This window comes from Nocardia suismassiliense, assembly GCF_900269665.1.
Lineage (GTDB): Bacteria > Actinomycetota > Actinomycetes > Mycobacteriales > Mycobacteriaceae > Nocardia > Nocardia suismassiliense.
Map to the genome: position 1 here is coordinate 4,019,953 of NZ_LT985361.1, position 25,348 is coordinate 4,045,300.

The following is a 25,348-nucleotide window of genomic DNA, read 5'->3' on the forward strand; positions in this document are numbered from 1 at the left end:
CTCGCGCGACCGCCCCTGACATCAGGGGCGGTCGGCGGCCCGGCACGCGCGGTAGTGTCCGATCATGTCGCACCTTTTTGTCTGTTGCGCACGATGACCGTCTATGACGCGACGGGGCGGACGTATGCGCTGACCCGGCGGCCTGATCCGCGGATTGCCGAGGCTATCGGGGTGGCGCTGGATGGCATGGCGTCGGTGGTGAATGTTGGTGCGGGGACTGGTTCTTATGAGCCGGGCCGGACGGTGCTGGCGGTGGAGCCGAGTCGGGTGATGATTGCTCAGCGGCCGGTGGGGGCGGCTCCTGCGGTGCGCGCGGTTGCCGAATGCCTGCCGGTGGGTAGTGGGGCGGTGGATGCGGCGTTGGCGGTGCTGACTATTCATCACTGGGGTGATCTCGAGCAAGGGGTGGCCGAGATGGTTCGGGTTGCGCGGCGGCGGGTTGCGATTCTGACTTGGGATCATGCGGTGTTCCGGGAGTTCTGGCTGGTTCGGGACTATTTGCCTGCGGCTGCGGTGACGGACGCGAGGCTTGCGGTGTCGCTGGGGCGGCTCACGGGATTGCTGGAGGATCCTGAGGTGCAGGTGGTTCCGGTGCCGCATGATTGCGTCGACGGGTTCGGGGGTGCCTACTGGCGTAGGCCTGAGGCGTATCTCGACGAGACGGTGCAGGCGGGGATGTCGATGCTGGCGCTCACGCCGAAACCGATGCTGCAACAAGGGTTGTCGCGATTGAAGGAGGACCTGGAGACCGGCGCATGGCAGACCAGATACGCCGACCTCCTCGAACGGCCGCACCTGGATCTAGGGTATCGGCTCGTTACCGCGGACCTGCCGGGTTGAGAGGTCACCCGCCAGGTCGCTCGGCGGCAGGGCTCATCGAATGCCGGCCGACTCCAGCAGGCGGGAATGCCCGATCTCGCGGCCGATCCGGACGAGCAGCTCGGCCGTCAAAGCGGGATCGCGCGCGGTGTCTCGATCGGTGTAGTCGGTCAGCGCGTAGACCTCGGCGAAACCTGTTCGACCCCACCGAGTTCGAGGCACTTCGTTGCGCCCCGCGACGGCGATGACGGGTACCGGCCTGGCTCGCCCTGCGACGGCAGCGGGTAACTTTCCGTGCTCGGACTGCGTATCGAGGCTGCCCTCACCTGTGATGACCAGATCCGCTTGGGCGCAATGGCGATCGAAGTCGAGCAGGTCGAGGAAGAACTCGGCCCCGGAGGTCATCCGAGCGCCGAGCAGCATGGCGGCGAACCCGAGCCCGCCCGCGCTGCCTGCCCCCGGGGATGCGGCACAGCGCGCGGCTTCCGGAAAGCTGTTGCGAGCCAATGCGTCCACCATGTGGCGCAGGCCCCGATCGAGCAGGCGTACCTCCGTCGGATCAGCCCCTTTCTGCGGACCGTACACGGACGCAGCACCTTCGGGCCCGGTCAACGGATTGGTGACGTCGGAGGCGAGCACGAGGTCGACCGACGGTAGGCGTACCGCCGCCGAGGTATCGATCGAGGCGATGTCGAGCAGCGCCCGCCCACTCGGCGGCAAGATTCGCCCGGTCTGATCGGTGAACCGAAATCCGAAGGCGGTCAGTAATCCCATGCCGCCGTCGGTGCCTGCGCTGCCACCGAGCGCCAGCACCACGCGGCGCGGCGACAGTCGCAGTGCTTGCCGAATCGCCTGTCCGAAGCCGAGACTCGACGCGTCCAGGGGTCGCATCCGCCCGCCGGGCAGCGTGGCCAGCCCGCAGGTGCCGGCGACCTCGACGATCACCGTGTCGCCACGGACCGCCATGGTGGCACGGCGCGGCGTCCCCACGGCACCGGCGACGGTGCACGCCTTGCGGGAGAACCCGGCCGCGACGGCGGCGTCGACACTGCCGTCACCACCGTCGGCGAGCGGGAGCTCCGTACTGTCGACGCCGGCCCCGGCCAGCCCCTCGGCCAGCCGGCGCGCTACCGCCGCGGCGGTCAGGCTCCCCTTGAACTTGTCGGGCGCGACCAAGACCCTCATGCGTCGAGCACCCTGATCAACGTCGCCGCCGAGATCACCGTGGTCACCCCGCCGATGCGCGTCGAGATCTGCGCGAACGGCATCAAATTCATCCGGTTCGAGGCCGAAAGGATTGCCACATCACCGGTTCCGCCGAGACCGCTGTGGCACACGGTGACCAAGGAGGCGTCGACGGGATACATGCCGATCGCGCGACCGACCCAGAAGCCGGTGGCCGCCATCGCGAGTACCACGGCGACACAGGCCGCCACGTAACCCACCGACAGCACACCCATGATGCTCTTCAACGGCAGATACAGCATGCCGAGACCGATCATGGTCGGGTAGATGAAGTATCGCGAGATGACGGTGTAGATGCCGCGCACACTGTCCTCGACGGCGGGCGGGAAGACATTGAACAGCTTGCAGAACACCGACATGACGATCACGAGCACCGGCGCCGGTAGATGCACGAACTCTTCCAGCAGCGTGGCCAGGACGAACAGGCCACAGATGAGCAGCACGCCGAGCGCGTGGTTGCGGGCGGGGAAATCGGGCTGGGGGATCGGCGGGGCCGCGAGGGGATCGGTGGGCACCTTCACCAATTGACCGCCACCGTCGAGTTGCGGGCGCCGGTCACCGAGTCTGCGCAACAGCCCGGCGGTGATCACCGCGGCGATATTGCCGATGATCGCGGCTGGAATGAGCTCGGCGACATAGCTTCCCGGTGAGCCACCCAACGCCGACGCGTAAGCGGAAGAGAGCGGGATGACCCCCTCGCCGATGCCGCCGCCGATGATCGGCACCACGATGTAGAACAGCGCCCGATGGAAGCTGTAGCCGAAGGCCATGGCGACGCCGATGCCCACCGAGACCGCCGCGGCCGTGCCGAGCACGAGCGGCGCGAAGATGCGGATCAACCCGCCGACCATCACCTTCCGGCTCATCCCGAGGATGCTGCCGACCACCAGGGTGCAGATGACGAAGTAGAGGAAGTTGGCCTCCTTCATCAACGAGTTCACCGCCGCCAAGGTGTTGTCGTTGAACGCGCCGAAGTACACCAGCACCGAGGGCGTCATCAAGCAGATGAGCGCGCCGCCACCGATTTTGGAGATCACCGGCAGCCGGTTGCCCAACGGGCCGAGCAGCATGCCGAGGCCGACGATCACGGCGAGCCCGCCGATCATGTTCTCGGGTATGGCGTCGAAGAGCCCGGCGGCGAGCACCCCTGCGGTCAGGATGACCGGGACGATCAGCGGCATGCCGTCGAGGGTGGGCAGCGCGAACGACCGCGCGGGGCGTGCTTGCAGACTCATGACCGGCTCACGGGCGCCATCGACGTCGCGGACTCGAGCTGCGCACGCACCTGTCCGCCAACGGATTCCGTCGTCTGCGACCCGCCCATGTCCGGCGTCAACGCCGACTCGCCGCGGGAGAGCACTGTTTCGATGGCCGCCAGCACGGCGTCGGCGGCGTCCTGCTCGCCGAGGTGCTCGAGCATCATCGCTCCGCTCCAGATCTGGCCGATCGGATTGGCGATGCCCTGTCCGGCAATGTCGGGGGCCGAGCCGTGCACGGGTTCGAAAAGGCTGGGAAAGAGGCGCTCGGGGTTGATGTTTCCGCTCGGCGCGATGCCGATGGTGCCGGTGCACGCCGGGCCGAGGTCGGACAGAATATCGCCGAACAGATTGCTCGCGACGACCACGTCGAACCAGTCCGGGTGCAGCACGAAATTGGCCGTCAAAATATCGATGTGATACTTGTCGACCTCGATGTCGGGGTAGTCCACCGCCATCGCCGCGACGCGTTCGTCCCAATAGGGCATGGTGATGGAGATGCCATTGCTCTTGGTCGCCGACGTGAGGTGCCGCTTCGGGCGTCGCTGGGCTAGTTCGAAGGCGTACTTCAGTATTCGGTCGACGCCAGTCCTGGTCATCACGGTCTCCTGCAACACCGTTTCCCGGTCGGTGCCCTCGAAAATCTTGCCGCCGATGCTCGAGTACTCGCCCTCGGTGTTCTCCCGGACCACGTAGAAATCGACCTCACCGGCCTGCCGACCGGCCAGCGGGCTGGTGATGCCGCGCAGCAGCCGGACCGGTCGCAGGCTGACGTACTGGTCGAAGTGCCGCCGGAACTGCAGCAGGCTGCCCCACAGCGAGATGTGGTCCGGCACCACCTCGGGCCAGCCGACGGCGCCGAAGTAGATGGCATCGAATCCGGCGAGTTCGTCGAACCAGCGGTCCGGCAGCATTTTCCCCGTCGCCACATAGTATTCCGCGCTCGCGAAGTCGAATTCGGTGAAATCCAGGGTGAAGTCGAATGCCGCGGCGGCCGCCTCCAAAACCCTGACTCCCTGTGGCACGACTTCTTTGCCGATACCGTCGCCTGGAATGACCGCAATTCGGTGAGTTGCACCCATCGTCGCGTGCTCCGATCTTCTCGATAGCGCCCCTGTATTCGTTGTCTCGGGGTCGGTCACAACGGTAGGCTCGGACATTCCGCGGCAAAAGCACGGAACGCGAAAGAGACTGTTTCCGGAATGGAAAAGACGAGGAGGTCGCCGTGCCCGGCGCGTCCACCGACGACGTGACCTTTTTCGATATCGTCGCCCGCTCCCGCAGCCTGACCGAGGCGGCGCGGGAATTCGGCGTCTCGGTGTCGTCGGTCAGCAAACGGCTCGCGCAGATGGAGGCGCGGCTTGGCGTACTGCTGGTGCAACGCAGTACGCGCAGGCTGACGCTGACGCCGGAGGGGGAGCGCTACGCGGCCGGGGCGTCGGTGATCGCCGCCCAGCTCGAGGAGCTGGAGGACTCGATCGCCGAGCAACGGCACGAACTGCGCGGGCGGGTGCACGTCCGGTCGACGATCGGCCTGGGGCGGGCGCACATCTCGGCGCTGCTCGCGGATTTCGTCGAGCGCAATCCCCAGGTGCAGGTGGACCTGGAGCTGTCGGCGCTGCCGCTCAATATCGCGGGCACCGGCTTCGATATCGATATCCGGGTCGGCGTGCTGCCGGATTCGCGATTGACCGCCACACGCCTGTGGGTGAACCGCCGGGTGCTGTGTGCGTCACCGGAGTACCTGCGGCGCAACGGATCACCCGCGACGCTCGACGAACTCGATCAGCACAACTGCATCATCCTGCGCGAGAACGAATCCGACTATGCGCTGTGGCGGTTCGAGAGTGGCGGAAAGGAACTCGCGGTCCGCGTGGCGGGCAATCTGATCAGCAACGACGGCGACGTGATCACCCGGTGGTGCCTGGAGGGGCGCGGATTGGTGATGCGCTCGCTCTGGCATGTCGACCCGCTGCTGCGGGATGGTTCGCTGGTCCAGGTGCTGCCGGATATCCAGACGCCCAGCGCCGACATCTCCGCGCTCTACGCTGCCGCCGCACCGCTGCCGCGCCGAACCCGGGCTGTCATCGATCATTTGAAGGCCGGGCTCGGCCGTCGCATCACCGGCGCGGCGCGGTAGCAGGAGCTCCTGTGCCGCAGCCTGTTTCAGGCGTACAGCGCGACGAACTTGTCCAGCGACCGCTCGATATCGCCCTTGACCGCCCGTGCCACCCCGGCACCGATGGGCCCGAACAGCGGCCTGCCGCCGAGCTCGATATCGACGGTCACCTCCGAGCCGTCGCCCTTCGGCGCCACCAGCAGTTCGAGACCGAGCTTGGTGCCGCCCTTGCCCGCTCCGGTGAGCAGCAGCCGGCGCGGCGGTTCAGCCGCCTTTACCGTCCAGGTCACCCGGTTCCGGAGTCCCTTGACCGAGGCGACACCGACCAGCTGGGTACCGACGGTCAGCTGCTCGGGCACCTCGCTGCGCCAGGCCTCGTGCATCGTCAGCCACTTGTCGAGATCGGCCAGGTTGGACGTGTGCGACCACGCGTCCTCGGGCGAGATCGGCACATCCACGGAGACCTTCAGCTTTGCCATGGCCGCATAGTATCCGGTACCCGGGGTTCGGCGTAGTTGATGTGGGCCGGCGACGGTCCGGGTACCTGCAGACACCTGCTGGCGCACCGTGCGCGGAACCTTCGAACGCGGTCGGGCGACATGTGGGCAATCTTCAGGGTGGTGGCGCGGCGGACGACTCGGGTGCCGCGGGCCTAGAACAAACTGGACAGGCCAGCAAACTTCCGCGCGGAAGTAAACCGAATGCCCTGTTCTGTCAGGCCTTTCCGGACGACATGCCGATAGGCACGGTTGACAGCCTGTCCGTGATATGCGGGACCATTGATAGATCGGATGATGTGTCCTTTACCCCGACATCGGAAACGTCGCTGGTCAACGCGTGGCAAGCGGTCGTGATCGCCAGTGGCGCAGCATTATTGCGCATCGCGCGGCACCCGTCATCTGTTGTCTGCAAACGCAATCATGTGACCCGATCTGGCGAGAACTAGTTGCATTGCTGCTAATGTCGGTCCGTCGGGTTCTGGTAACTGTTCGGACACAATCTGTTGTTCGGCGGTTGCCGGTCCTCCGACGTGGACCAGATCCGACCAGGGTGTGCTGGTCGGCGTCGCGAGGAAGGCGAGACGAACCACCATGACAGACAGTCGATGCGGCCTCGTGCATCCGCACTCGCAAGTGCTCCCAATCCTCGGCGCCAATCGACGACGAAAGAACTGATGAATCAAGATATCGCCGTGGTGCTTTCATGGGTCCTCGCCGCCGCTCTCGTCGTGGTGACAGCGGTGGCGTTGTACGCAGTGCATTACGCCAAACAGCAGCGAGCCAGAGCCGAAGCACTCAGCAGAGAGCAACGAGCCGCCGAAGAAGCCGTCGAACGCTTCGCGACGACCACGATGCCGTCGGTAGCGGAGTCGATCAGACGTTTCGACAGCCCGGCCCCTACGGTCGAAGTGCCGCCGGGCCTGGAGAACTCGCGCATCGCGCAGGTGTTGCGATGGATCGCCGAGCGTTACGCCGACGACCTGAGCCTGTTGCGGTCCGAGACCAGGGAACACGCGAACCACGAGGCGCAGCAGGCGATCAAGGCCGCCGAGGAGGCGGTGCGCGCCGAGGTGTCCAACGCGTCCAGACAGGCGACCAGCGCGGCCGTGCGCTCGTTCGGCACGTCGGTGGTCAGTCTCGGCGCCGACGTCAGCCAGGTGGTCAGCGCCGCGCTGCGCGAGCACCGCAAGGACGAGGTGTACGAGACCCTCACGCGCATCGACCACACCGTGCAGCAGATGATCCGGCAGGCGCAGTCCTACGTGATCGTCTGCGGTGGCCTGCCCGGCAGGCGCTGGCCCGCCCAGTCGCTCACCGACGTGGTCGGCGGCGCGGTCGGCCGCGTCCGCGACTACCTGCGGGTGCGACCGGGCCAGCTCGACCGGGTGGTCATCAGCCGTGCGGTGGAACCGCTCGTGCACACGCTGGCCACTCTGCTCGACAACGCGTTGCGCTACTCCCCGCCAACGTCTTTCGTGGATGTCAGCTTCCAGGAAGGGCACCACGGCGTCACCGTGATCATCGACGACGCGGGCGTGCGGATGAACGCCGAGCAGATGGAGGAGGCCAGGCAGGTGCTCGCGCACGAGCGCTCGGTCGACATCCACCAGCTCGGCCCCGCGCCGAAGGTCGGCTTCCCGGGTATCGCCGCACTGGCCCGTCGCTACGGCTTCACCGTCTACATCGACGGCCCGAACGTCTACGGCGGCATGCGGGCGATGGTCTACATCCCCGAGGCCCTGCTGATGACCCCGCAGCCCGGCCAGGAGGTCGCGCCCGCGCGTGAGGTAGAGGTCCCCGCCGAACCCGTTCCCGCTGCGGTCCACGCGAGCCCCGCGCACAGCGCACCGCAGAGCGAAGAGCCCAGTGAGAGTGAGCCATTCGCCGTGCACGAGATCACCAGCGGCGGCTTACCGAAGCGGCGCCGCCGGACGGTCGCGCTCGCCCCGGTCGGGCCGCGCACCGAACCCGGCCTGGCCCGCCCCGACGTAGCCGCGGCCTGGCACACCGGTTCCAAGAGCGGCCGCGCAGCCGCCACCGATCAGTCCGACAACTCCGATCACACGGAAGGGATGACATCCTGATGGCCACACCCGTGACCGACAGCAGCAACAAGCTGGGCTGGCTACTCGAAGACCTCAATGTCCCGGGCGTCAGATTCGCGGTACTGCTATCCGAAGACGGGTTACGGATCGCGCACTCGGTCGGCATCGAGCGCGACCAGGCGGAGCGTTTCTCCGCCGCCGCGTCGGGCCTGCGGTCACTGGGCAAGGCCCTCGGCGAGTTCTGCGGCGAGGGCGACAACGGTGTGCGGCAGAACATGACCGAGTACGACCAGGGCATGATCCTGATCACCGCCGCCGGTGACGGTGCGCTCCTCGGCGTGGCGACCACCCCGGAGATCGACGTGGCACTCATCGCGCACCGGATGAACGAACTCGCGGGCCGGGTCGGGCACGAGCTGGGGAGCCAGCCGCGCAGGCGTGTTGATGGTGGCGAATTGCCATGACACCACGGTCCCGGCGTGATCCCGATTTGGTTCGGGCATACGTGCGCACCGGGGGACGCACTCGTCCCACCCGCGAGTTGGACCTGGTCACATTGGTCCGAACCGCAAAGGACCCGTCACCCGGTGTCGCGCCCGATGCACGCCGGGTCATGAATCTCTGTAGCCGCCGGGGCACGCTATCGATCGCCGAGATCGCCGCGTACCTCGACCTGCCGCCGTCCGTGGTGAAGATCGTCGCGGCCGATCTGATGGACGGCGGACACCTGGTCACACCTACCCCGGCGGAGAACCTGCCGGAGATCGCTCTGCTCGAGGAGGTACTTAATGGGCTCCGTGCTCTCGCCGTCTGATCGTCCAGTCGACTATGTGCCGGAGACCGTTACCCGTTCTGTAAAGCTGTTGGTGGCAGGCAATTTCGGTGTGGGCAAGACCACCTTCGTGAGCAGCGTCTCGGAGATCGAGCCGCTGCGCACCGAAGAGACGATCACCGAGGCCAGCGTCGGCGTCGACGACATGATGGGCCTGCCCGGTAAATCCCAGACCACCGTCGCGATGGACTTCGGTCGCATCACGCTGAATCCGCAACTCGCGCTGTACCTATTCGGCACCCCGGGCCAGCAGCGGTTCGTGCCGCTGTGGGAAGAGCTGGCCCGGGGTGCACTCGGCGCACTGGTGCTGGTCGACACCAGGCGCATCGAGAAGTCCGACGAGGTGCTCTCGGTGTTGGAGGAGCGCGGGGTGCCGTATTCGGTGGCGGTCAACCAGTTCGAAGGTGCCAAGCACTTTCCGCTCGGCGAGGTCCGGGACGCACTGGATTTGACGCCCGACACCCCTCTTACTTCTCTGGACGCGCGTGACCGGGGCACCTGCTTGCGGTCCCTGATCACGCTCGTCGAATTCCTGTTCTACCGTCAGGAGTCACGTCTTTGAGCACGCCTTCGCGTACTTGCCCGGTTCAGCACGGATCACCGATCGACACCGATGGCCCCCGTGTCTCGCTGTACTCGGAAGAGTTCGCCGCCGACCCGCACCGCGCCTACCGCGAGATGCGCCGCCAGTACGGCTCGCTGGTGCCGGTGAACCTCGCACCCGACGTACCCGCCACGCTGGTGATCGGCTATCACACCGCGTTGAGCATCCTCAACGATCCCGAGCATTTTCCGGCCGACCCGCGCACCTGGCAGAAGGGTGTGCCCGGTGAGTGCCCCATCCTGCCGATGCTGGAGTGGCGGCCGAACGCGCTGCGCAGCGCGGGGCTGGAACACGAGCGCTACCGGCAGGCCAACGTGGCCGCCATCGCCGAGGTCGACCTGCACGGCCTGCACGCCACCGTCGAGCGAATCGCGATCCCGCTGATCAATGCCTTCTGCCAGGACGGTGCCGCGGACCTGATCAGCCAGTACGCTTTTCCGCTCACCTTCGCGGTGCTCAACGCCACGCTCGGCTGCCCGCCGGACATCGGCCAGCAGGTCGCGACCGGGATGGCCGCGATCTTCGAGGGTGTGAACGCGGACAAGGGCAATGCGATGCTCACCGACGCGCTGTTCGAGCTGGTCACCACGAAGCGCAAGGAGCCGGGCGACGACATCACCTCCCGACTACTAGCGCACCCCGCCAGGCTCGACGACGTGGAGATGATTCATCAGCTGGTCACGTTGTACGGGGCGGGGATCGAGCCGCAGCTGAACCTCATTGTGAACACGCTGCTGCTCATGATGACCGATGATCGGTTCGCGGGAAACGTACTCGGCGGCAGTCTTTCGACCCGCGACGCACTGGACGAGGTGCTGTTCACCGACCCGCCGATGGCGAACTACTGCGTGTCCTACCCGCGGCAACCGATCTTGATCGATGGCGTGTGGCTGCCCGCGCATCGGCCGGTGGTGATCAGCATGGCGGGCTGCAACAACGATCCGTCCATCAGCGTCGGCGAGTACGTCGACAACCGCTCGCATCTGGCCTGGAGTGTCGGGCCGCACTCCTGTCCCGCCAGGTCGATGGCCTACCTGATCGTGCAGGACGCCATCGATCAACTGCTCGACGCACTGCCCGAGTTGGACCTTGCCGTACCGGCAGATGAATTGTCTTGGCGGCCAGGACCTTTCCATCGAGCGCTGGTGTCGCTCCCGGTAGTCTTCCCTAGGTCACCACCGTTGAACGTGTTTTAGGAGGACCCCGATGGACACCGAGCCGCTAGTCCTGGACCCGGCCGGCACCGACATCCAGGGCGAGGCCGCCCGGCTGCGTGAGCGCGGGCCGGCGACCCTGGTGGAGCTGCCCGGCGGCGTGCGCGCGTGGTCGATCACCGACGCCGACCTGCTCAAGCGGCTGCTCGTCGATCCGAAGGTGTCCAAAGACGCCAGGCAGCACTGGCCGGCCTTCGCCAAAGGCGAAGTGCCGCAGGACTGGCCGCTGTTCCTCTGGGTAGCGGTGAACAACATGTTCACCGCCTACGGCACCGATCATCGGCGGCTGCGCAAGCTGGTGGCGCCCGCGTTCACGCACCGGCGCACCGAGGCGATGCGGCCGCGGATCACCCGCATCGTGCAGCGGCTGATCGACGAGTTGGCGGCGGTGCCCGCGGGTGAAGTGGTGGATCTGCGTGAAGGTTTCGCGTATCCGGTGCCGATCGAGGTCATCTCCGAGCTGATGGGGGTCCCGGAGTCGCTGAACCCGGGCCTGCGCACCTGCGTCGACGGTATCTTCGACACCTCGCTGACTCCGGAGCAGTCGCAGGCCAACTACATGGAGATGTATCGCATCCTCGCCGAGCTGGTGGCCTACCGGCGGGAGAACCCGAGCGACGACATGACCAGCTTGCTGGTCTCGCATCGCGACGAGGACGACGGCTCGCAGCTCACCGAGCAGGAGCTTATCGATACGCTGCTGCTGGTGATCAGCGCGGGCCACGAGACCACGGTCAACCTGCTCGACCAGTCGATCTACGCGCTGATCACCCGGCCGGAGCAGCGGGCGACGGTGCTCGAGGGCAAGGTGGGCTGGCCGGAGCTGATCGAGGAGTCGCTGCGTTTCGAGGCGCCGGTCGCGCATCTGCCGCTGCGGTTCGCGGTGGACGACCTCGAGATCGAGGGCGTGCGGATCGCGAAGGGCGAGCCGATCCTGCCCGCCTACGCGGCGGCCAACCGGGATCCGAAGGTACACGGGGAGACCGCCGACGAGTTCGATGTGACCCGGGCGACCAAGGACCACTTGGCTTTCGGGCACGGCGTGCATCACTGCCTCGGTGCGCCACTGGCCAGGCTGGAGGCCGCGATCGCGTTGCCCGCGCTGTTCGAGCGGTTCCCGAACATGCGGTTGGCGGCGGACCCGGCTGAGCTTGGTGCTGTGGCGAGCTTTATTTCCAACGGGCACGGCAAGCTGCCGGTGATTCTGCAGCCTGCGGAGTAGTCGAGCGGCGCAACGTTATTCGAGTGAGGGATGCCGTAATCGTGCGGCATCCCTTTCGTATGTCCGGGCTAGGTCTTACGAGCCAGACCGGTGACGATCAGTTGCTCCCAGACCGACAGCGCACGGTCCGGCGCCGACGTGTCGACCGGCACCAGATCGGGTCGCCACTGCGCGCAGGGCACGATGCCGGGGTCGAGGATCTCCAGGTCGCCGAACAGGGCCTCGATCTCCTGGTCGGTCCGCCAACGGCCGCGTCCGAAGGTCGACTGCAGCTTCTCCTCGGCGACGGCCGTCTCCCGGTTGCCGCCCGAGCGGAAGTGCGAGATGTAGATCAGACTGCCCGGCGTCAGCTGCTCGGACCAGTAGCGCACCACGGCGGCCGGGTCCTCGTCGTCGTTGAGGTGGTGCAGGATGGCGCTGAAGATGACGGCGACCGGCTGGTCGAAATCGATCCGGTGGACGACTTCGTTGTGCTCACGGATGGATTGCGGGTCGCGTAGGTCGGCCTGGAAGACGGTGGTATCGGCGTCGGTGGCGAGCAGGGCGCGGCCGTGCGCGAGCACGATGGGATCGTTGTCGACGTAGACGACTCTGGCGTCGGGTGCGTAACGGTGCGCGACCTGGTGCACGTTGTCCGCGGTGGGCAGGCCGCTGCCCAGGTCGATGAACTGCCGCACGCCGTCGCGGGCGATATCGCGGACGGCGCGGACCAAGGCCTGCCGGTTGGTGAAGGCGATGGCCACCGAGCCGGGCAGGTTGTTCTTGAAGTGGTCGCCGATCGCGCGGTCGACGGCGAAGTTGTCCTTGCCGTCGAGCAGGTAGTCGTAGACCCTGGCGATGCTCGGCTTGGATTGGTCGATCACGTGCGTCAGGTCGGTCATTTCGTGCCCCCTCGTCCGATGCTGTTGTCGGTCTCATCGTAGGAGTCCTGGTGCGGCGAGGGACGCGCTTCGGTGCCGAATTGTATTTGACCACAACGTGTTTCATTCAGCGACCGGTTGCGGAGGTATCGCCGGACGTTTGCTTGCCGGGGGCGGCGGGTAGGCGATCAAGGTCCCGAATCCAAGGAGGTCACCCATGAGTTCAGACAGTTTCGTCGGCCGGCTACGCAGTGTGGTGCTGGATTGCCCGGAACCACGCAAGCTCGCGCAGTTCTATGTCGACCTGCTCGGCCTCGAACTGACCGATGACGAGGACGACTCGTGGGTCGTCACCGTCGACAGCGAGGGCAGGCGCATCGTTTTCCAGCGGTCGCCGGAGTACAAGCCGCCGCGGTTCCCGGATCCCGAAGCGTCGCAACAGATTCACTTCGATGTCCTGGTCGACGATATCGAGGCGGCCGAGCCGAAGGCGCTCGCACTCGGCGCGAAACTGGTGCAGCCCAACGACGATGACCAGTTCCGGGTCTACGCCGATCCGGTGGGGCACATCTTCTGCCTCATGTGGCTGTAGCTTTTGCGGGGCTCATCGGCAGCCGGTCAAGGTGGCCGACGCCAGCTCGGCCACCACATCGCCGACTTCTCGACGCTTGCGAAAAGCGTTGAGCTGCCGCATCGCTCCGTTGCCTCGGACCAGGACGGCGGTGAGGGAGTCGGTGACGAGCCTGCGGTCGCCGAGTTCGTCGAGTGCGGGACCGACGTAGTCGATGAACTCGGCGATGAGGTCGCGGGCGGGCACGATGCGGCCACACATCGGGTCGAGCAGGTCGCCGTCGAGTCCGGTGCGGGCCGCTTTCCAATAGGCCGCGCGCAGCATCTCCGCGCTGACGGACGGCGCAGAACGGTGCTGGGCCAACGACATTCGGGCGGTCAGCACCGCCGCGCGGACCAGCGTGGCGAGCAGGACGGTCTCCTCGGTCGTCGCGGGCACATCGCTGACCCGGATCTCCACGGTGGGGAAGGTCGACGAGGGGCGGACGTCCCAATAGACCATCTTCTTGTCGAGGATGCTGCCGCTGGACAGCATGATGGCGACCATGGCGTCGTAGTCGCGGGCCGACTCGAAATAGGGCGGTGGGCCCGCGCTCGGCCAGCGCCGCCACAGGATGCTGCGCCAACTGGCGAAGCCGGTGTCGGCGCCGCGATAGATGGCCGAATTGGCGGTGAGCGCCAGGAACAGCGGCAGCCACGGCCGCAGGAAATTGCTCACCTGCAAGGCGGTATCGCGGTCGGGTACCGCCACATGGACATGGCAGCCGCACAGTCCCTGCTCATGGGCGAGCATGCCGAAGGATTCGGCGATCCGCTGGTAACGCGGGGTGTCGGTGACCGGGAACTTGTTCGGGACGGTCGGCGGAATGGCGACCGCGAGCAGCAGTGCGCCGTTCTTCTCCGCGCAGGCGGCGACGCCGCAGCGTAGGTCGCGCAGTTCCTTGGCCAGTTCGGCCGAGTCGGTGTGCACGCCGGTGCTGGTTTCTACCTGGCAGCGGGTGAGTTCGAGTTGCAGATCGATGCCGAGTTCGGCCGCGGTTTGTGCGACCTCGACGTTCTTAGCGGCGGGCGCACCGGTTTCGGGGTCGGCGAGTAAGAATTCCTCTTCGACGCCGACTGTCGCCGCGGCTGCGTCCATGGCGGGGGAATACCCATCATTCGAGGTCGTACGCGTGTCGCGGTGCTCGCGCAGAGCACCGCGAGACCGCTCGGTCTCGCGGGTCTCCGCAGCAGTACGTGCCGGAGTCGTCAGATACCGATCACGTCTAGCATCAAACGAACCCAGTGGCTGACCATCCCGATAATCATCGGACTTCTCCTTTCACCACCTCGCCGGAACTGCGTCGTAAGCACCAGATTGCCGCAGCGCGGCGCGCCCCAAACGGCGATCGACCGGACGTCCACCGGACAACTCGTTCACCGCGCTGTCAGCTTGCGCCAGCGTTGCGGGGCGTCGCCGTAGCGGCGGTGGAAGGCGCGGCTGAACGCGGCATCGGAGGTGTATCCGACGTCGGTGGCGATGCGGGGGACCGGGTCGGTGGTGGAGCGCAGCAGTTCGGCGGCGCGATCGAGGCGGCGCTGGTGACGTAGGCCGAGGGGGCTCGCCCGAGTAGCCGGGTGAAGCGTTCGGCGAAGGCCGAACGGGACATGCTGGCGGCCCTGGCCAGTGTCGTGACGGTCCACGGCTTGCTCGGGTCGCGGCGGGCACCATCCAGCCCTGAGGGCGGGTGTTTATGCATCGGCGTTTCTCAGGGTGACGCACTCGGGTTTCTCAGGTCCGGTCAGCAGACTGCGTGGGCGTGAGTCATCTGGAGTTGCCGTTTCTCGTGCTGTTCGGCACGATCCTCGCCCAGCCGCTCGGTCGGCGGCTCGGCGTGGCCCCGGCCGTGCTGATGACGGTGTTCGGTTGTGTGCTTGCCTTGATCCCGGCGGTGCCCGATGTGCGGGTCGCGCCGGAGTTGATTCTGCCGCTGTTGCTTCCGCCGCTGCTGTACGCGGCGGCGCGGCGCACCTCGTGGCGCACGTTCGCGCAGAACTGGAGTGCGATCGCGCTGCAGGCGTTCGGGCTGGTGATCGCCACCGCGGTCGTGGTGGCGGTGGTGGTGCATCTGTGGCATCCGGCGGTGCCGCTGGCCGTGGCATTCGTGCTCGGCGCGCTGGTGGCACCGCCGGACCCGGTGGCCGTCGGCGCGCTGGCCGGTCGGCTCGGGCTGCCGCGGCGGCTGGTCGCGGTGCTGGAAGGGGAGGGGCTGTTCAACGATGTGACCGCGATCGTGCTGTACGGGATCGCGGTGCAGGCGGTGGTCACCGGGCAGTTCTCCGCGTGGTCGGCGGCGCTGGACTTCGTGGTGTCGGCGGTGGTCGGTGTCGCGGTCGGGTTGGTGTTCGGCTGGGGCGGCAGCCGGTTGATGCGGCGGCTGGACGAGGCGGCGTGGCAGGTGGCGCTGGGATTGGCGCTGCCGTTCGCGGCCTATCGGCTGGCCGAGGCCTGGGGCGGGTCGGCGGTGCTCGCGGTGCTGGTGTGCGCGCTGTATCTGACCGACGCGGCCAGCGATTTCGGTGACAGCGACTATCGGCTGGTCGGGGACTCGTTCTGGGCGATCATCGAAATGCTGGTCACCGGAATCGCTTTCGGGCTGATCGGACTGGAGTTGGCCACCGTGCTGCACGATGTAGGGCCGGAGTGGCCGCGCTTCCTCGGGGTGTCCGGCGCGGTGATCGGTGCTGTTGTCGGGGTGCGGCTGGTCTGGTTGATGGGGACGTGGGCGGTGTTCGGTCGCTGGTGGCGGCGTAAGGAGGCGGACGAGCCGTATACCTGGCGGGAGACGATGGTCACCTGGTGGGCGGGGCAGCGCGGGGTGGCCACGGTGGCGTTGGCCTTGGCGGTGCCGTTGACCACCGAGTCGGGGGCCGCGTTCCCGTGGCGCAACGGAATCTTGTTCACCGCTTTTGCTTTGGTGTTGTTCACTTTGCTGATTCAGGGGCCGACGTTGTCGCTTGTGGTGCGTGCGACGGGAGTTCGGGTCGATACCGAGTCGGAGCGGTTGATGGAGCGGCAGCTGTGGACTCGGATTCTGCGTGCGGAGCTGGCCCGGCTGCAACAGGTCGCGCAGACGGAGGACCTACCGGACGAGGTGTACGACCGGTTGCACGTCGGGATCGAAAGGCGCTTGGCACGAGCCGATCCCGAAGCGGCCGACGACGCGAAGGCGGCGGCCGAGGGTAGTTTCGGGCTGAACCGCAAGCTCGATCGGATCAATCAGGAGGTGCTGGCGGCGGGGCGTACCGAGGCTATGGCTGCGCGGCGGGAACCCGGGGTGCCGCCGGATCTGGTCGATCGGGTGATGCGCCGGCTCGACCTGCGCTCGCCGTAGCGCTGCGCATTACCATCGGTTGCCTGAGCGGGCGACACGCGGACTTCGGCTGGTCGAGGCGTGTGGGCCGTCTTCGCATCCCTATAGCAAACAGCCCGGCGAAGCTCCCGAACGTCGGCGCGGTCTGCTGCTACCGTCCGACACCGTGACTTCGGACAGCGTGGAAGCAGCCCGATCGGACCGTCGTCTCGGCCTGCGCATGTGGCTTCTGCCGGTGGTTGTGCTGGGCGTGTTCATGGCGCTGCTCGGCACGATGTATCTGGCGTACGTGGTCGATCCGGAAGAGAACATGCACGACTTTCCGATCGCACTGGTGAATCAGGACGTCGGTGACACGATCGGCGCGCCGGGGCAGGAACGGCGGGTGGTCTTCGGGGACGAGGGCACCGAGGGGCTGAAGAAGGCGGGGGCCGCGGGCAAGATCGACTTGCAGCTGGTCTCCGCCAATGAGGCGTCGCTGCGCATGCAGGACAACAAGGTGTACGGCACGATCCTGATTCCGAGCGACTTCAGCAAACGGCTGGGCATCCTCGGGGTCGGTAGCGTGATTCCCGGCGATATCGAGCGGCCGATCATCACGTTGCAAACCAATCCGCGCAGTGGCGCGTTCGTGACCGAGATCGTCACGCAGATCGGGACGCAGGCGCTCGATCAGGTGAACACGCAGGTCGGCCAGCAGTTGACCGAGCAGGTGCGGGCGCAGTTGACACCCCCGCCCGGCGGGCCGCCCGCACCCGAACTGAGTGGCGCCAGCCGGGTTGCGCTCGCCGAGCCGCTGCAGATCGTCACCGAACCGTTCCATCCGTTGCCCAGCGGCACCGGGCAGGGGCTCACGGCGTTCTTCTACGCGCTGCTGCTCCTGCTGGCCGGGCTGGTCGGCTCGATGACCATCCACACGATGATCGACGCGCAACTCGGCTTCGTGCCCACCGAGTACGGGCCGTGGTTCGTGCATTTCCCGCCGACGCCGATCTCGCGCTTCCACACGCTGCTGATCAAATGGGGCGTCATGGTGGTGACCGCGAATGTTGTTGCGGGGGTGTTCCTGCTCGTCGCGAAGGCGCTCGGCATGCCGCTCGATCATCCGCTCGGGCTCTTCCTCTACAGCGCGCTGGCCATCATCGCCGTCGGCGTCACCGGACTGTCCGTGCTCGCGGCCGTCGGGTCGGCGGGCCTGCTGATCAACCTGATCTTGTTCATCATTCTCGGGCTGCCCTCCTCCGGTGGCACCGTGCCGATCGAGGCGACGCCGAAATACTTCAGCTGGCTGGCGTCGTTCGAGCCGATGCACCAGGTGTTCCTCGGGGTGCGCGCGATCCTCTACTTCGACGCGAGCGGTCCGGCGGGGCTCAGCAGGGGTGTCTGGATGGCGGCCCTCGGACTGGCCATCGGTCTCGTGCTCGGCGTGGTGATCACGCGGTGGTACGACTTTAAAGGCTTGCGCCGCAGTGGAACCGGTCGTGCGGTAGCGGAGTAGCACGTCAGGCCGGGATTCCGGGCTGGTGCCGGGCTTGTCCGTTCCTGCCTCGATAGGCGGGGGTTCTGCGTACCCTGGGTCGGCGAGTCGTCCGTCGACCGCAGGTCAGCCGAATCCCTTCGACCAGAGAGCGTTTCGTGACTACTGCCCAGTTTTCTTTTCCGGTCCGCGATGTCGAGCGCAAGGTGCTCGACCGAGTCGCCGAGTTGGCGGAGGGGTTTCGGGCCGTCGCGGCCGAGTACGACGAGCGGGCCGAAATTGCGGTGGGGCACCTGACGGCGCTACACGACGCGGAGGTCGATCGGGCGGTATTACCCGAGCACGTAGGCGGTCTCGGGCTGAGCTACTCGGCGTTCGGGCATCTGGTGTGCGTGCTCGCGAAGGCGGATCCGTCGACGGCGACGATCTGGACGATGCACGCGGGGGCCGGGGTCGCGCTCGCGGAATTCACCGAGGAAACGCTCGGCTCGTTCTTCGCCGACGAGTTCCTCGCGGGCAAGCGTTTCGCCAACGCGCTGTCCGAACCCGCCAGCGGGAACCGGTTTCTCAATCCCCAGCAAGACGCCTTCCCCGTCGCGGGTGGTTGGTCGCTGACCGGGGCGAAGCGATTCGTCTCCGGTTGCGAGATCGCGGAGTATCTGTTGGTGAACGCGCGGGTCGACGACGTGCCCGCGTTCTTCGGGGTGGTGCCCGACGAGACGGTGTCGACCATTCCGATCTGGGACACCCTCGGCCTGCGGGCGACGCGCAGTCAGCTGCTGTCCTTCGACAACACCTTGTTGCGGGCCGAGTATCGCGGCCGGGCACCAGGGTTCGGGGATTTTGCGGTGATCCCGGCCGGACTGCCCGCCATCTCGCTCGGCATCGCCGACGCGGCGCTGGACGCGCTGGTGGAGCACGCGCAGTCGCGGGTGATCCTCGGTAAGCCGCTGTCGCATCAGCAGTGGGTGCAGTACGAGGTTGCCGACGTGCAGACCAAACTGGCGGCGGCGCATGCGTTGTACGAGCGGGCGCTGTGGGAGGCCGACAACGGGGTGCCGAGTTTCTTCCCGAATCTGTCGCGGGCGAAGTATCTCGCCAACAAGGTCGCTGTGGATGTCGCGCAACTGGGTGTGCGGGTGGGTGGTGCGTCGGGTTATCTCAAAAAGTCGCCCATCCAACGCCATCTGCGTGATGCCGAGGCGGGGCAGCTGATGGCGTACTCGACCGAGGTGATCGCCGGTGAGATCGGCAGGTCAGTGCTCGGCGTGCCGGAAGGCGAGTAGCCGGATCCACGGTGCTCCCGTTCGGCGTTTCGATCAGCCGATCGAAGCTGAAAATGCAAGGGCGGCATGCCCGCTGGTGTTCATCGGGCGCTGGTCGAATGGCCTGGCATCGTTCGCCAGGGAGGACACGTCATGACCAGCACCGACACACATGCCAACGAGCCGGCCACACGCGCCAACGGCGCAGGCGCGCGGGCCGACGCCACCGTGGCGTCCCGCGTCGACGAACTGACCACGGTATTCGAGCGTGGTCTGCAGGAGAACCTGGGCGTCGGCGCGTCATTGGGGATACGATTGGAGACCGCGGGGGACGGCTATACGCGGTACTACCTGGATCCGAATCCGGCCACCATCAACGCCATGTTCACCGTGCACGGCGGGGTCATCGCGACCCTGATGGACACGGCCATGGGCAGCGCCGTCTTCACCAAACTCGGTGACGGCGTTGCCTATACGACGCTGGAGCTCAAGGTGAACTTCATTCGTTCGGTGACGCTGGATGGTTCGCGACTCACCTGTGAGGCCAACGCGATTCACGTCGGCAGGCGGACCGCGACGGCCGAGGGCCGGATCGTCGACGGCAACGGCAAGCTGATCGCGCACGGGTCGACCACGATTCTGGTACTCAACCCGGAGAAGTGAGCTGTGCCGAATGGCTCTGCCCCCGAGACACTCTCGGTGGGCAGGGCCATTTCGCTGCTGAGCTCAGGCGACGGTGCGGCACTCCTCGATGAAGTGCACCAGCTCGTCGAGCCGATCGGTGCGAGCGTCCACCGCGCGATCGATCACCTTCACCAGGTGCTCGTACGCCTCGGTGTGGTCGTAGGCCGCCACGTCGGCGATCTTCAATGCCCAGCGCCAGTACCCACGCATGGTGTCGGCCAACGGCATTCGGAAGTTGGCGATCACGTCGCGGATCGGTTCGACCGTCGCGTCACCGTGCACCCGCAGGTACCGGCCGACCACGTCGGCCATGAAGCTGAAATGCCGTGCCTCGTCGCGGGCCAGCCGCGCCAGCACCGAGGCGAGCACCGGGTCGTCGACCACGTCCCGCAGATGCTGGTAGTACATCTGCGTGGCCTTCTCCTGCACCAGCGCGTAAGCGAAGAACTGCACCGGATGGTCGTAGGGCAGGTCGAACGGTTTCTGCCCCTCGATCGCCAATTCCGTACGCAGCGCGCCACGTTCGGCGATACCGGCCGCCTCCTGATAGCGGGTCAGTGCGCGTGCGTGCGTGTCCTCCTCCAAGGCCCAGCGCACGGTGAAGTGGTACAGCTCGCGGTTATGGATGAAGGCGGCCCGGTCGACGGTGTCGTCGACCGGGAAATACCGGTGGTACACCTCGAAATAGCCGGGCAGGTGGTCCTCGATCAGCGTGACGAACTGCACCGCCGACCGCTGCCCTTCGGTGAGCCTGCCCGCGTCCGCGCGGGACCAGTCGAACGCGGTCTCGACATCCCAGGAGCGGGCGGCGGGGGAGGCGGCGAGGAAGCCGTCGACCGCCGCGGTCACCTCGTCGACCGGGATCAGTGTCGATTCGATATCCATGTGCCTCTCCTGACCCTCAGCGGGCGTTACGGCACGTCAGTGCGTAATGTTTTGTGGTGTAGCCCCATCCGGCGTTGGCGATCTCCAGGTAGTGCCGCAGTTTGGCGGCCAGGCCCGGCCCGTGCGCGTCGATGCGGTCGGCGGAGGCGTACACGTTGGCGATCCAGTCGTCGATGGTGCGCCGGTAGTGGTCGGTGAGATCGTCCACCGCGATGATCGAGAAACCCGCGTCCTCGGCGGCGGTCACCAGGTCCGACAGCGGACGCAGATCACCCCAGCCGAAGATGTCCTCGCGCACGAACTCGGTGCCGGCCCGGGTGTCGAAAGCGGTGCGCGCCGAGGCGTTTCGGAAGCAACTCTCCGAGACATACAGCGTGCCGCCGCGGCGCAGCACCGTGCGGGCGCGCCGGAAGACCTCGCCGAGATCGGGCATGTGCACGATCGAACCGAGCAGGGTTACCGCGTCGACGCTGCGGTGCGGCAGGTCGAGCTGTTCGAAATGGCCGACCCGGGTATGGACCCGCTCGGCGACTCCGCGCGCCGCCGCCTGCTCCGCGATGTACTCGTGCTGGCGCGGTGCCGGGCTGATACCCAGTGTGTCGCAGCCGAACTCCTCGGCCATGAACAGGATCAGCGAACCCCAGCCGCAGCCGACGTCCAGGAGTCGCTCGCCGCCGCGCAGGCTGAGCCGGTCGGCGACGAACCGGAGCTTGGTGCGCTGCGCCTGCTCCAGGGTGTCGGTGTCGGCGGTGTACAGCGCGGAGCTGTACTTGCGCAGCGGGTCGAGGAACTGGCCGAAGATGTCCGGATCGAGATCGTAGTGCTGGTTGGTGTCGGCGGTGACGGTCATGCGGCCGCCTCGCTCAGCGTCCGATCCACGACCTCGACGACATCGTTGAGGGTGGACAGGCCGAAGACGTCCTCGTCCTCCAGCTCGATGTCATAGGTGCGCTCGATCTTGGCGACCATGCGCAGCACTCGCACGGAGTCGACGCCCGCCATGCCACGCAGGTCGACGTCGGGCCGCAGGTCGGCCTCGGCGATGCCGGTCTCGGCGGCGGCGATCTCGGTGACGGTGCGCAGGATGTCGGCGGGATTCGTCATGAGTGAACTCCATTCATAGACAAGGTATTCGCGGCGGACAGTGCGTCGGAGAGCAGGGTGACCTCGTCGTCGCCCAGGGTGAGCTGGTGGCGCACATCGTCGAGCGCGAACCGCTGGTAGGTGGCGGTGGAGGTGGCGCAGACGGCGCCGTTGCCGTCGAGGATCTCGGCGGCGGCCTGGATCGGCCGGTCCGGTGCCGGTGCGGACAGTGTTGCGACACAGCGGTATTCGTGGTCCACGAGCAGTGGCGTGAGGAACCGGGTGCGCTGGGACACCGTGAAGGCCGGGTAGTTGCGCGCGAGCACGATGAGATTGCCCATCACCTCGTCGCAGATCACGCCGATCAGGCCGCCGTGCACGACACCGGGATACGACTCGAACGCACGGCCGAGCCGGAAGCCGGCCTGCAAGCCGTCCGGGTGCGGGGTGAAGGCCAACCGGAGGCCGCTCGGGTTGTGTGGTGAGCAGCCGAAGCAGTGGTAGTCGGGGATGACCGACCACGGGACCTGGACGGTCGCCGCGGCCTGCGATGTGGGCTCGGGCAGGTCGACGTCCTCGACGGCAAGGGAGCGGTCCATGGCGCTAAGCGATCGCGTCGGCCAGTGCGCGGCGGACCTTGCCATTGCTCGACAGGTCCAGTCCCGTCATGTTGGCGAAGGTGCGGCGTACCTTGTCGTGCAGTACTTCCAGCTCGCCTTCCGCGGCGACCTGCTCGAGGAACAGCTCGAAGCCGGTGTCGATGGTCTCGTGGTCGCCGAGTTCGCTGATGCCGGCTTTGAAGGTGCTCACCGGATGTTTGATCTTCGCCTCGGAGCTGTACACGTACAGCGTCTCCAGTACCGAGGGCAGCTCCTCCGGACGTTGTGCCAGTCGCTTCGTCGCGTAGTGGATGAACTCGCGTGCGTGGCCCGCTTCGTCGCGACTCGCGCTGAGCAACAAGCCTTTCAGGACCGGCTCCTGCACCCAGGCGGCTACCGCTCGATAGATGTGGTTCACCGTGAGCTCGGAGATGATGTTGGTCGCCAGCGTGGCCGACGGCGTGCTGCCGGGGGCGTACGGCTCGCGCATGGCGTCGACCGCCTTGTCGTCGACGCTCTCGCCGACGGCACCGAGCCAGGCGCGAAACGCGTAGTGGTGCTGCACTTCCTGGTAGCCCCACACCACGGCGAAGGTAGAGAAGTCGTAGTCGTCGACGAACTCGTTCATGAAGCCGTGCACGGCGGCGATGACGTTGGACTCGCCCATCGTCGCGCTCTTGGCCAGGGTCACGTATTCGGGGCGGACCAGGGCGCGGTCGACGGTGTCGAGGTCCAGGTCGGCCAGTTTCCAATGCAGGCGCTCGTAATGGCGGAAGACTTCATAGCTGTGCACCGGTGACTCCAGTTCGGTTGTTGGCGAATAGCCTTGGTGGTCAGTGCTTTCGAGTGGCGACCAGCTCGCGGGCGGCGAGGCGCTGCAGCTTGCCGCTGCTGGTCCGGGGAATGCTGCGCGGTGCGACCGGGTACACCTCGACGGCGGCCAACCCGAGTTCGGCCGCGACCCGCGCCTTGATCCGGTCGGCGAGGGCCGCGGCGGCCGCGCCGGTCAGTTCGGTCTCGGCGATCAGGGCGATCACGTCGGCGCCGTCGGGGTCGGTGGCGGCGGTGCAGCGGCCTTTGAAGACACCGTCGAGGTCGCGGACTGCCGCCTCGACGTCCTGGGCGTAGTAGTTCACGCCGCGCACGGTGATCATGTCCTTGGAACGGCCGGTGACGAAGAGTTCGCCGTCGCGCAGGTAGCCGAGGTCGCCGGTGCGCAGCCAGCCGTCGGTGAACAACCCGGCGACCGTTTCTGGCGCCGCGGTCAGATATCCGTCGGTGACCGATGGGCCCTGGATGAGGATCTCGCCGACCGCGCCGTCGGGCAGTTCGTGGTGTTGGTTGTCTTGCTGACAGTCGGGCTGATCGCTGTGCTGGCCGACAATGCGCAGCCGCAGTCCGTCGACGGCGGAACCGACGCCCGCTACCGCCCGCGCGCCCGGTGCGTCCGGGGAAACACGCTGTGCCTGTGCGTCATCCGCGAGCGTCGCTCGATCGACCCACTCGAACAAGGGTTCTCGGCCCAAGGGCGGAAAGGCGACGGCGAGTGTGGCTTCGGCCATGCCGTAGACGCCGAACATGGTCGTCGGAGCGAAGCCCGCAGGAGCGAAACGTGCACAGAACGCGGTGACCACGTCGCGGGAGATCGGCTCGGAGCCGTTGAACGCGATCCGCCAGTGGCTCAGGTCGTAGTCGGGCACCCGCTCCGGCGGTATCGCGGCGAGCAGCGCCTCGTAGCCGAAGTTCGGCATGGCGGTGATCGTCGTACCGCTGGTGGCGAATTCGGCGAGCCAGCGCGCCGGATCCTTGACGAACGCCATCGGTGACCAGACGTGTGCGGGGATGCCGCGCAGGATGGCCGACAGGGTGCCGAACAGGCCCATGTCGTGGAAGAGCGGCAGCCAGAACCCGCCGGTGTCGGCCAGGTCCAGTGCGATGCCGGTACGGATCGCGGCCAGGCCGCTGAGCACGTTGTGGTGGGTCAGGCGAACGCCCTTGGGTGTGGCGGTGCTGCCCGAGGTGAACTGCACGATGGCGAGGTCGTGCGCGCTGAGCACGGGCAGCGGGACGTCGTCGGTGTCGGTTGCGCTGAGTAATGTTGCAGTGTCGATCAATTCGACGTCGACCGCGTCTCCGAGGAGCGCAGCCAGGTCCGCGAATCGGTGCGACATGAGCACCTTGCGCATGCCCGCGGCCGCGACGATGGCGGCTAATTTTTGCGGGTAGCCACCCAGGTGTCGCGCACCCGCGGGCAATGGCAGGGGAGTGGCCGCGCCGCCCGCCGCCGCGATCCCGAACAGGCTGGTCAAGAACTCGGGTGCGTTGGGGCACAGGATGCCCACCGGCTCGCCGCGCGCGACGCCGCGGCGAACCAGTGCGGCGGCGGCCACGCGGGAGCGTCGGTCGAGCTCGGCATAATCCACGGTCTCCGACACCGACCAGAACGTGGCGGGCACCGCCGGGTGTCCGGCCGCGATCTCGGCCATGCGGCCGTGCAGGGTTTCGACCGATTCCGCAGAATTCATGACTGCCACGACAACAGCGAATTGTGACGGCGCCTTGAACTGATTGTGAATTGCGGTGTTCGATAAAGAAGCGCGATCAACCAATCACAGTGCACGATAAAGGATTTCGACTATTGCTCGATAGGAACGGGTGATCGCCGCAGCTTCCGGCTGTCGGGAAGGCCGACGATGGACGCGAAATTACTTGCACA

General features: G+C 66.8%; 25 protein-coding genes and 1 pseudogene. 13 read left to right on the forward strand and 13 right to left on the reverse strand.

The features are described from left to right. Nucleotides 1-93: 93 nt before the first annotated feature. A complete protein-coding gene (locus tag DBO33_RS18005) occupies nucleotides 94-840 on the forward strand; it encodes a class I SAM-dependent methyltransferase (protein ID WP_107656079.1) in 747 nt (248 codons plus the stop codon). A gap of 33 nt (nucleotides 841-873) precedes the next feature. On the opposite strand, the gene DBO33_RS18010 is transcribed toward DBO33_RS18005, so the two are convergent. Genes DBO33_RS18010 through DBO33_RS18020 form a run of 3 tightly spaced genes read right to left on the reverse strand, consistent with a single transcriptional unit; the run spans nucleotide 874 to nucleotide 4,402 of the window. Continuing rightward, the gene (locus DBO33_RS18010; protein WP_107656080.1) at nucleotides 874-2,004 is read right to left on the reverse strand and encodes a glycerate kinase; all 1,131 of its coding nucleotides are present in this window, start codon (nucleotides 2,002-2,004) and stop codon (nucleotides 874-876) included. Continuing rightward, nucleotides 2,001-3,299: a 2-hydroxycarboxylate transporter family protein gene (locus tag DBO33_RS18015; protein WP_107656081.1), complete on the reverse strand. Its 1,299-nt coding sequence runs from the start codon at nucleotides 3,297-3,299 to the stop codon at nucleotides 2,001-2,003. Before DBO33_RS18015 ends, DBO33_RS18010 begins: the two co-directional genes overlap by 4 nt. Beyond that, nucleotides 3,296-4,402, reverse strand: coding sequence for a tartrate dehydrogenase (locus DBO33_RS18020; protein ID WP_107656082.1), 1,107 nt, complete (start codon nucleotides 4,400-4,402; stop codon nucleotides 3,296-3,298). The genes DBO33_RS18015 and DBO33_RS18020 overlap by 4 nt, the downstream gene beginning before the upstream one ends. A 143-nt stretch (nucleotides 4,403-4,545) precedes the next feature. Here DBO33_RS18020 and DBO33_RS18025 point away from each other — a divergent pair, with 143 nt between their 5' ends. Beyond that, a complete protein-coding gene (locus DBO33_RS18025) occupies nucleotides 4,546-5,460 on the forward strand; it encodes a LysR family transcriptional regulator (protein ID WP_107656083.1) in 915 nt (304 codons plus the stop codon). Between the two features lie 26 nt (nucleotides 5,461-5,486). On the opposite strand, the gene DBO33_RS18030 is transcribed toward DBO33_RS18025, so the two are convergent. After that, a complete protein-coding gene (locus DBO33_RS18030; RefSeq protein ID WP_107656084.1) occupies nucleotides 5,487-5,918 on the reverse strand; it encodes a type II toxin-antitoxin system Rv0910 family toxin in 432 nt (143 codons plus the stop codon). 713 nt (nucleotides 5,919-6,631) lie between these two features. Here DBO33_RS18030 and DBO33_RS18035 point away from each other — a divergent pair. The 6 genes from DBO33_RS18035 to DBO33_RS18060 are packed head-to-tail and all read left to right on the forward strand — an operon-like array spanning nucleotide 6,632 to nucleotide 11,856. Continuing rightward, a complete protein-coding gene (locus tag DBO33_RS18035; RefSeq protein ID WP_325050720.1) occupies nucleotides 6,632-8,023 on the forward strand; it encodes an ATP-binding protein in 1,392 nt (463 codons plus the stop codon). Beyond that, nucleotides 8,023-8,448, forward strand: a complete 426-nt coding sequence (locus DBO33_RS18040) for a roadblock/LC7 domain-containing protein (protein ID WP_107656086.1) — start codon at nucleotides 8,023-8,025, stop codon at nucleotides 8,446-8,448. Before DBO33_RS18035 ends, DBO33_RS18040 begins: the two co-directional genes overlap by 1 nt. Next, nucleotides 8,445-8,798, forward strand: a complete 354-nt coding sequence (locus tag DBO33_RS18045; RefSeq protein ID WP_107656087.1) for a DUF742 domain-containing protein — start codon at nucleotides 8,445-8,447, stop codon at nucleotides 8,796-8,798. Before DBO33_RS18040 ends, DBO33_RS18045 begins: the two co-directional genes overlap by 4 nt. After that, nucleotides 8,773-9,378: a GTP-binding protein gene (locus tag DBO33_RS18050; RefSeq protein WP_107656088.1), complete on the forward strand. Its 606-nt coding sequence runs from the start codon at nucleotides 8,773-8,775 to the stop codon at nucleotides 9,376-9,378. The genes DBO33_RS18045 and DBO33_RS18050 overlap by 26 nt, the downstream gene beginning before the upstream one ends. Then, nucleotides 9,375-10,616, forward strand: a complete 1,242-nt coding sequence (locus DBO33_RS18055) for a cytochrome P450 (RefSeq protein ID WP_107656089.1) — start codon at nucleotides 9,375-9,377, stop codon at nucleotides 10,614-10,616. Before DBO33_RS18050 ends, DBO33_RS18055 begins: the two co-directional genes overlap by 4 nt. 10 nt (nucleotides 10,617-10,626) lie before the next feature. Then, nucleotides 10,627-11,856 (forward strand): cytochrome P450 family protein, encoded by a 1,230-nt coding sequence (locus DBO33_RS18060; protein WP_107656090.1) that lies wholly within the window; start codon nucleotides 10,627-10,629, stop codon nucleotides 11,854-11,856. 68 nt (nucleotides 11,857-11,924) lie between these two features. Here DBO33_RS18060 and DBO33_RS18065 read toward each other — a convergent pair whose 3' ends face one another. Beyond that, complete coding sequence (locus DBO33_RS18065; RefSeq protein WP_107656091.1) at nucleotides 11,925-12,737, reverse strand: SAM-dependent methyltransferase; 813 nt, start codon at nucleotides 12,735-12,737, stop codon at nucleotides 11,925-11,927. A gap of 196 nt (nucleotides 12,738-12,933) precedes the next feature. On the opposite strand from DBO33_RS18065, the gene DBO33_RS18070 reads away from it, so the two are divergent. Next, nucleotides 12,934-13,308 (forward strand): VOC family protein, encoded by a 375-nt coding sequence (locus tag DBO33_RS18070; RefSeq protein WP_107656092.1) that lies wholly within the window; start codon nucleotides 12,934-12,936, stop codon nucleotides 13,306-13,308. A 12-nt stretch (nucleotides 13,309-13,320) separates the two neighbouring features. On the opposite strand, the gene DBO33_RS18075 is transcribed toward DBO33_RS18070, so the two are convergent. Together DBO33_RS18075 and DBO33_RS18080 are read right to left on the reverse strand one after the other, a co-directional pair. Then, nucleotides 13,321-14,424, reverse strand: a complete 1,104-nt coding sequence (locus tag DBO33_RS18075; RefSeq protein WP_107656093.1) for a glutamate--cysteine ligase 2 — start codon at nucleotides 14,422-14,424, stop codon at nucleotides 13,321-13,323. 278 nt (nucleotides 14,425-14,702) lie between these two features. Further along, nucleotides 14,703-14,971: pseudogene (locus DBO33_RS18080) on the reverse strand (helix-turn-helix domain-containing protein); the annotation flags it as partial. Nucleotides 14,972-15,085: 114 nt separating this feature from the next. On the opposite strand from DBO33_RS18080, the gene DBO33_RS18085 reads away from it, so the two are divergent. The 4 genes from DBO33_RS18085 (at nucleotide 15,086) to DBO33_RS18100 (ending at nucleotide 20,044) form a co-directional block, all read left to right on the forward strand. Next, entirely contained in the window at nucleotides 15,086-16,660 is a 1,575-nt protein-coding gene (locus tag DBO33_RS18085) for a Na+/H+ antiporter (protein ID WP_107656094.1), read from the forward strand. 199 nt (nucleotides 16,661-16,859) lie between these two features. Beyond that, entirely contained in the window at nucleotides 16,860-18,137 is a 1,278-nt protein-coding gene (locus DBO33_RS18090) for a YhgE/Pip domain-containing protein (protein WP_199856985.1), read from the forward strand. Between the two features lie 137 nt (nucleotides 18,138-18,274). Then, nucleotides 18,275-19,402: an acyl-CoA dehydrogenase family protein gene (locus DBO33_RS18095; protein WP_107656095.1), complete on the forward strand. Its 1,128-nt coding sequence runs from the start codon at nucleotides 18,275-18,277 to the stop codon at nucleotides 19,400-19,402. Between the two features lie 132 nt (nucleotides 19,403-19,534). Next, nucleotides 19,535-20,044 carry a PaaI family thioesterase gene (locus tag DBO33_RS18100; protein WP_107656096.1) on the forward strand — a complete coding sequence of 170 codons (510 nt, stop codon included), beginning with the start codon at nucleotides 19,535-19,537 and terminating at the stop codon, nucleotides 20,042-20,044. A gap of 63 nt (nucleotides 20,045-20,107) precedes the next feature. Here DBO33_RS18100 and DBO33_RS18105 read toward each other — a convergent pair whose 3' ends face one another. Genes DBO33_RS18105 through DBO33_RS18130 form a run of 6 tightly spaced genes read right to left on the reverse strand, consistent with a single transcriptional unit; the run spans nucleotide 20,108 to nucleotide 25,157 of the window. Then, nucleotides 20,108-20,950, reverse strand: coding sequence for an acyl-ACP desaturase (locus tag DBO33_RS18105; protein WP_107656097.1), 843 nt, complete (start codon nucleotides 20,948-20,950; stop codon nucleotides 20,108-20,110). A gap of 16 nt (nucleotides 20,951-20,966) precedes the next feature. Then, nucleotides 20,967-21,800, reverse strand: a complete 834-nt coding sequence (locus tag DBO33_RS18110) for an SAM-dependent methyltransferase (RefSeq protein ID WP_107656098.1) — start codon at nucleotides 21,798-21,800, stop codon at nucleotides 20,967-20,969. Continuing rightward, nucleotides 21,797-22,054, reverse strand: a complete 258-nt coding sequence (locus DBO33_RS18115) for an acyl carrier protein (protein ID WP_107656099.1) — start codon at nucleotides 22,052-22,054, stop codon at nucleotides 21,797-21,799. The genes DBO33_RS18110 and DBO33_RS18115 overlap by 4 nt, the downstream gene beginning before the upstream one ends. Next, nucleotides 22,051-22,632 carry a PaaI family thioesterase gene (locus DBO33_RS18120; protein ID WP_234390900.1) on the reverse strand — a complete coding sequence of 194 codons (582 nt, stop codon included), beginning with the start codon at nucleotides 22,630-22,632 and terminating at the stop codon, nucleotides 22,051-22,053. The genes DBO33_RS18115 and DBO33_RS18120 overlap by 4 nt, the downstream gene beginning before the upstream one ends. A 4-nt stretch (nucleotides 22,633-22,636) precedes the next feature. Beyond that, nucleotides 22,637-23,425, reverse strand: a complete 789-nt coding sequence (locus DBO33_RS18125; RefSeq protein WP_107656100.1) for a ferritin-like domain-containing protein — start codon at nucleotides 23,423-23,425, stop codon at nucleotides 22,637-22,639. Nucleotides 23,426-23,465: 40 nt separating this feature from the next. Next, on the reverse strand, nucleotides 23,466-25,157 hold the full coding sequence (locus tag DBO33_RS18130) for an AMP-binding protein (RefSeq protein WP_107656101.1): 1,692 nt from the start codon (nucleotides 25,155-25,157) through the stop codon (nucleotides 23,466-23,468). Between the last annotated feature and the right edge of the window lie 191 nt (nucleotides 25,158-25,348).

What these genes read in the sequence shown, in the direction of transcription:
- DBO33_RS18070 (WP_107656092.1), top strand. Translation starts at nt 12,934, where the DNA reads ATGAGTTCAGACAGTTTCGTCGGCCGGCTACGCAGTGTGGTGCTGGAT.
- DBO33_RS18015 (WP_107656081.1), bottom strand. Translation starts at nt 3,299, where the DNA reads ATGAGTCTGCAAGCACGCCCCGCGCGGTCGTTCGCGCTGCCCACCCTC.
- DBO33_RS18105 (WP_107656097.1), bottom strand. Translation starts at nt 20,950, where the DNA reads ATGGATATCGAATCGACACTGATCCCGGTCGACGAGGTGACCGCGGCG.
- DBO33_RS18100 (WP_107656096.1), top strand. Translation starts at nt 19,535, where the DNA reads ATGACCAGCACCGACACACATGCCAACGAGCCGGCCACACGCGCCAAC.
- DBO33_RS18005 (WP_107656079.1), top strand. Translation starts at nt 94, where the DNA reads ATGACCGTCTATGACGCGACGGGGCGGACGTATGCGCTGACCCGGCGG.
- DBO33_RS18020 (WP_107656082.1), bottom strand. Translation starts at nt 4,402, where the DNA reads ATGGGTGCAACTCACCGAATTGCGGTCATTCCAGGCGACGGTATCGGC.
- DBO33_RS18050 (WP_107656088.1), top strand. Translation starts at nt 8,773, where the DNA reads ATGGGCTCCGTGCTCTCGCCGTCTGATCGTCCAGTCGACTATGTGCCG.
- DBO33_RS18040 (WP_107656086.1), top strand. Translation starts at nt 8,023, where the DNA reads ATGGCCACACCCGTGACCGACAGCAGCAACAAGCTGGGCTGGCTACTC.
- DBO33_RS18090 (WP_199856985.1), top strand. Translation starts at nt 16,860, where the DNA reads ATGTGGCTTCTGCCGGTGGTTGTGCTGGGCGTGTTCATGGCGCTGCTC.
- DBO33_RS18065 (WP_107656091.1), bottom strand. Translation starts at nt 12,737, where the DNA reads ATGACCGACCTGACGCACGTGATCGACCAATCCAAGCCGAGCATCGCC.
- DBO33_RS18010 (WP_107656080.1), bottom strand. Translation starts at nt 2,004, where the DNA reads ATGAGGGTCTTGGTCGCGCCCGACAAGTTCAAGGGGAGCCTGACCGCC.
- DBO33_RS18075 (WP_107656093.1), bottom strand. Translation starts at nt 14,424, where the DNA reads ATGGACGCAGCCGCGGCGACAGTCGGCGTCGAAGAGGAATTCTTACTC.
- DBO33_RS18120 (WP_234390900.1), bottom strand. Translation starts at nt 22,632, where the DNA reads ATGGACCGCTCCCTTGCCGTCGAGGACGTCGACCTGCCCGAGCCCACA.
- DBO33_RS18115 (WP_107656099.1), bottom strand. Translation starts at nt 22,054, where the DNA reads ATGACGAATCCCGCCGACATCCTGCGCACCGTCACCGAGATCGCCGCC.
- DBO33_RS18030 (WP_107656084.1), bottom strand. Translation starts at nt 5,918, where the DNA reads ATGGCAAAGCTGAAGGTCTCCGTGGATGTGCCGATCTCGCCCGAGGAC.
- DBO33_RS18060 (WP_107656090.1), top strand. Translation starts at nt 10,627, where the DNA reads ATGGACACCGAGCCGCTAGTCCTGGACCCGGCCGGCACCGACATCCAG.
- DBO33_RS18110 (WP_107656098.1), bottom strand. Translation starts at nt 21,800, where the DNA reads ATGACCGTCACCGCCGACACCAACCAGCACTACGATCTCGATCCGGAC.
- DBO33_RS18130 (WP_107656101.1), bottom strand. Translation starts at nt 25,157, where the DNA reads ATGAATTCTGCGGAATCGGTCGAAACCCTGCACGGCCGCATGGCCGAG.
- DBO33_RS18045 (WP_107656087.1), top strand. Translation starts at nt 8,445, where the DNA reads ATGACACCACGGTCCCGGCGTGATCCCGATTTGGTTCGGGCATACGTG.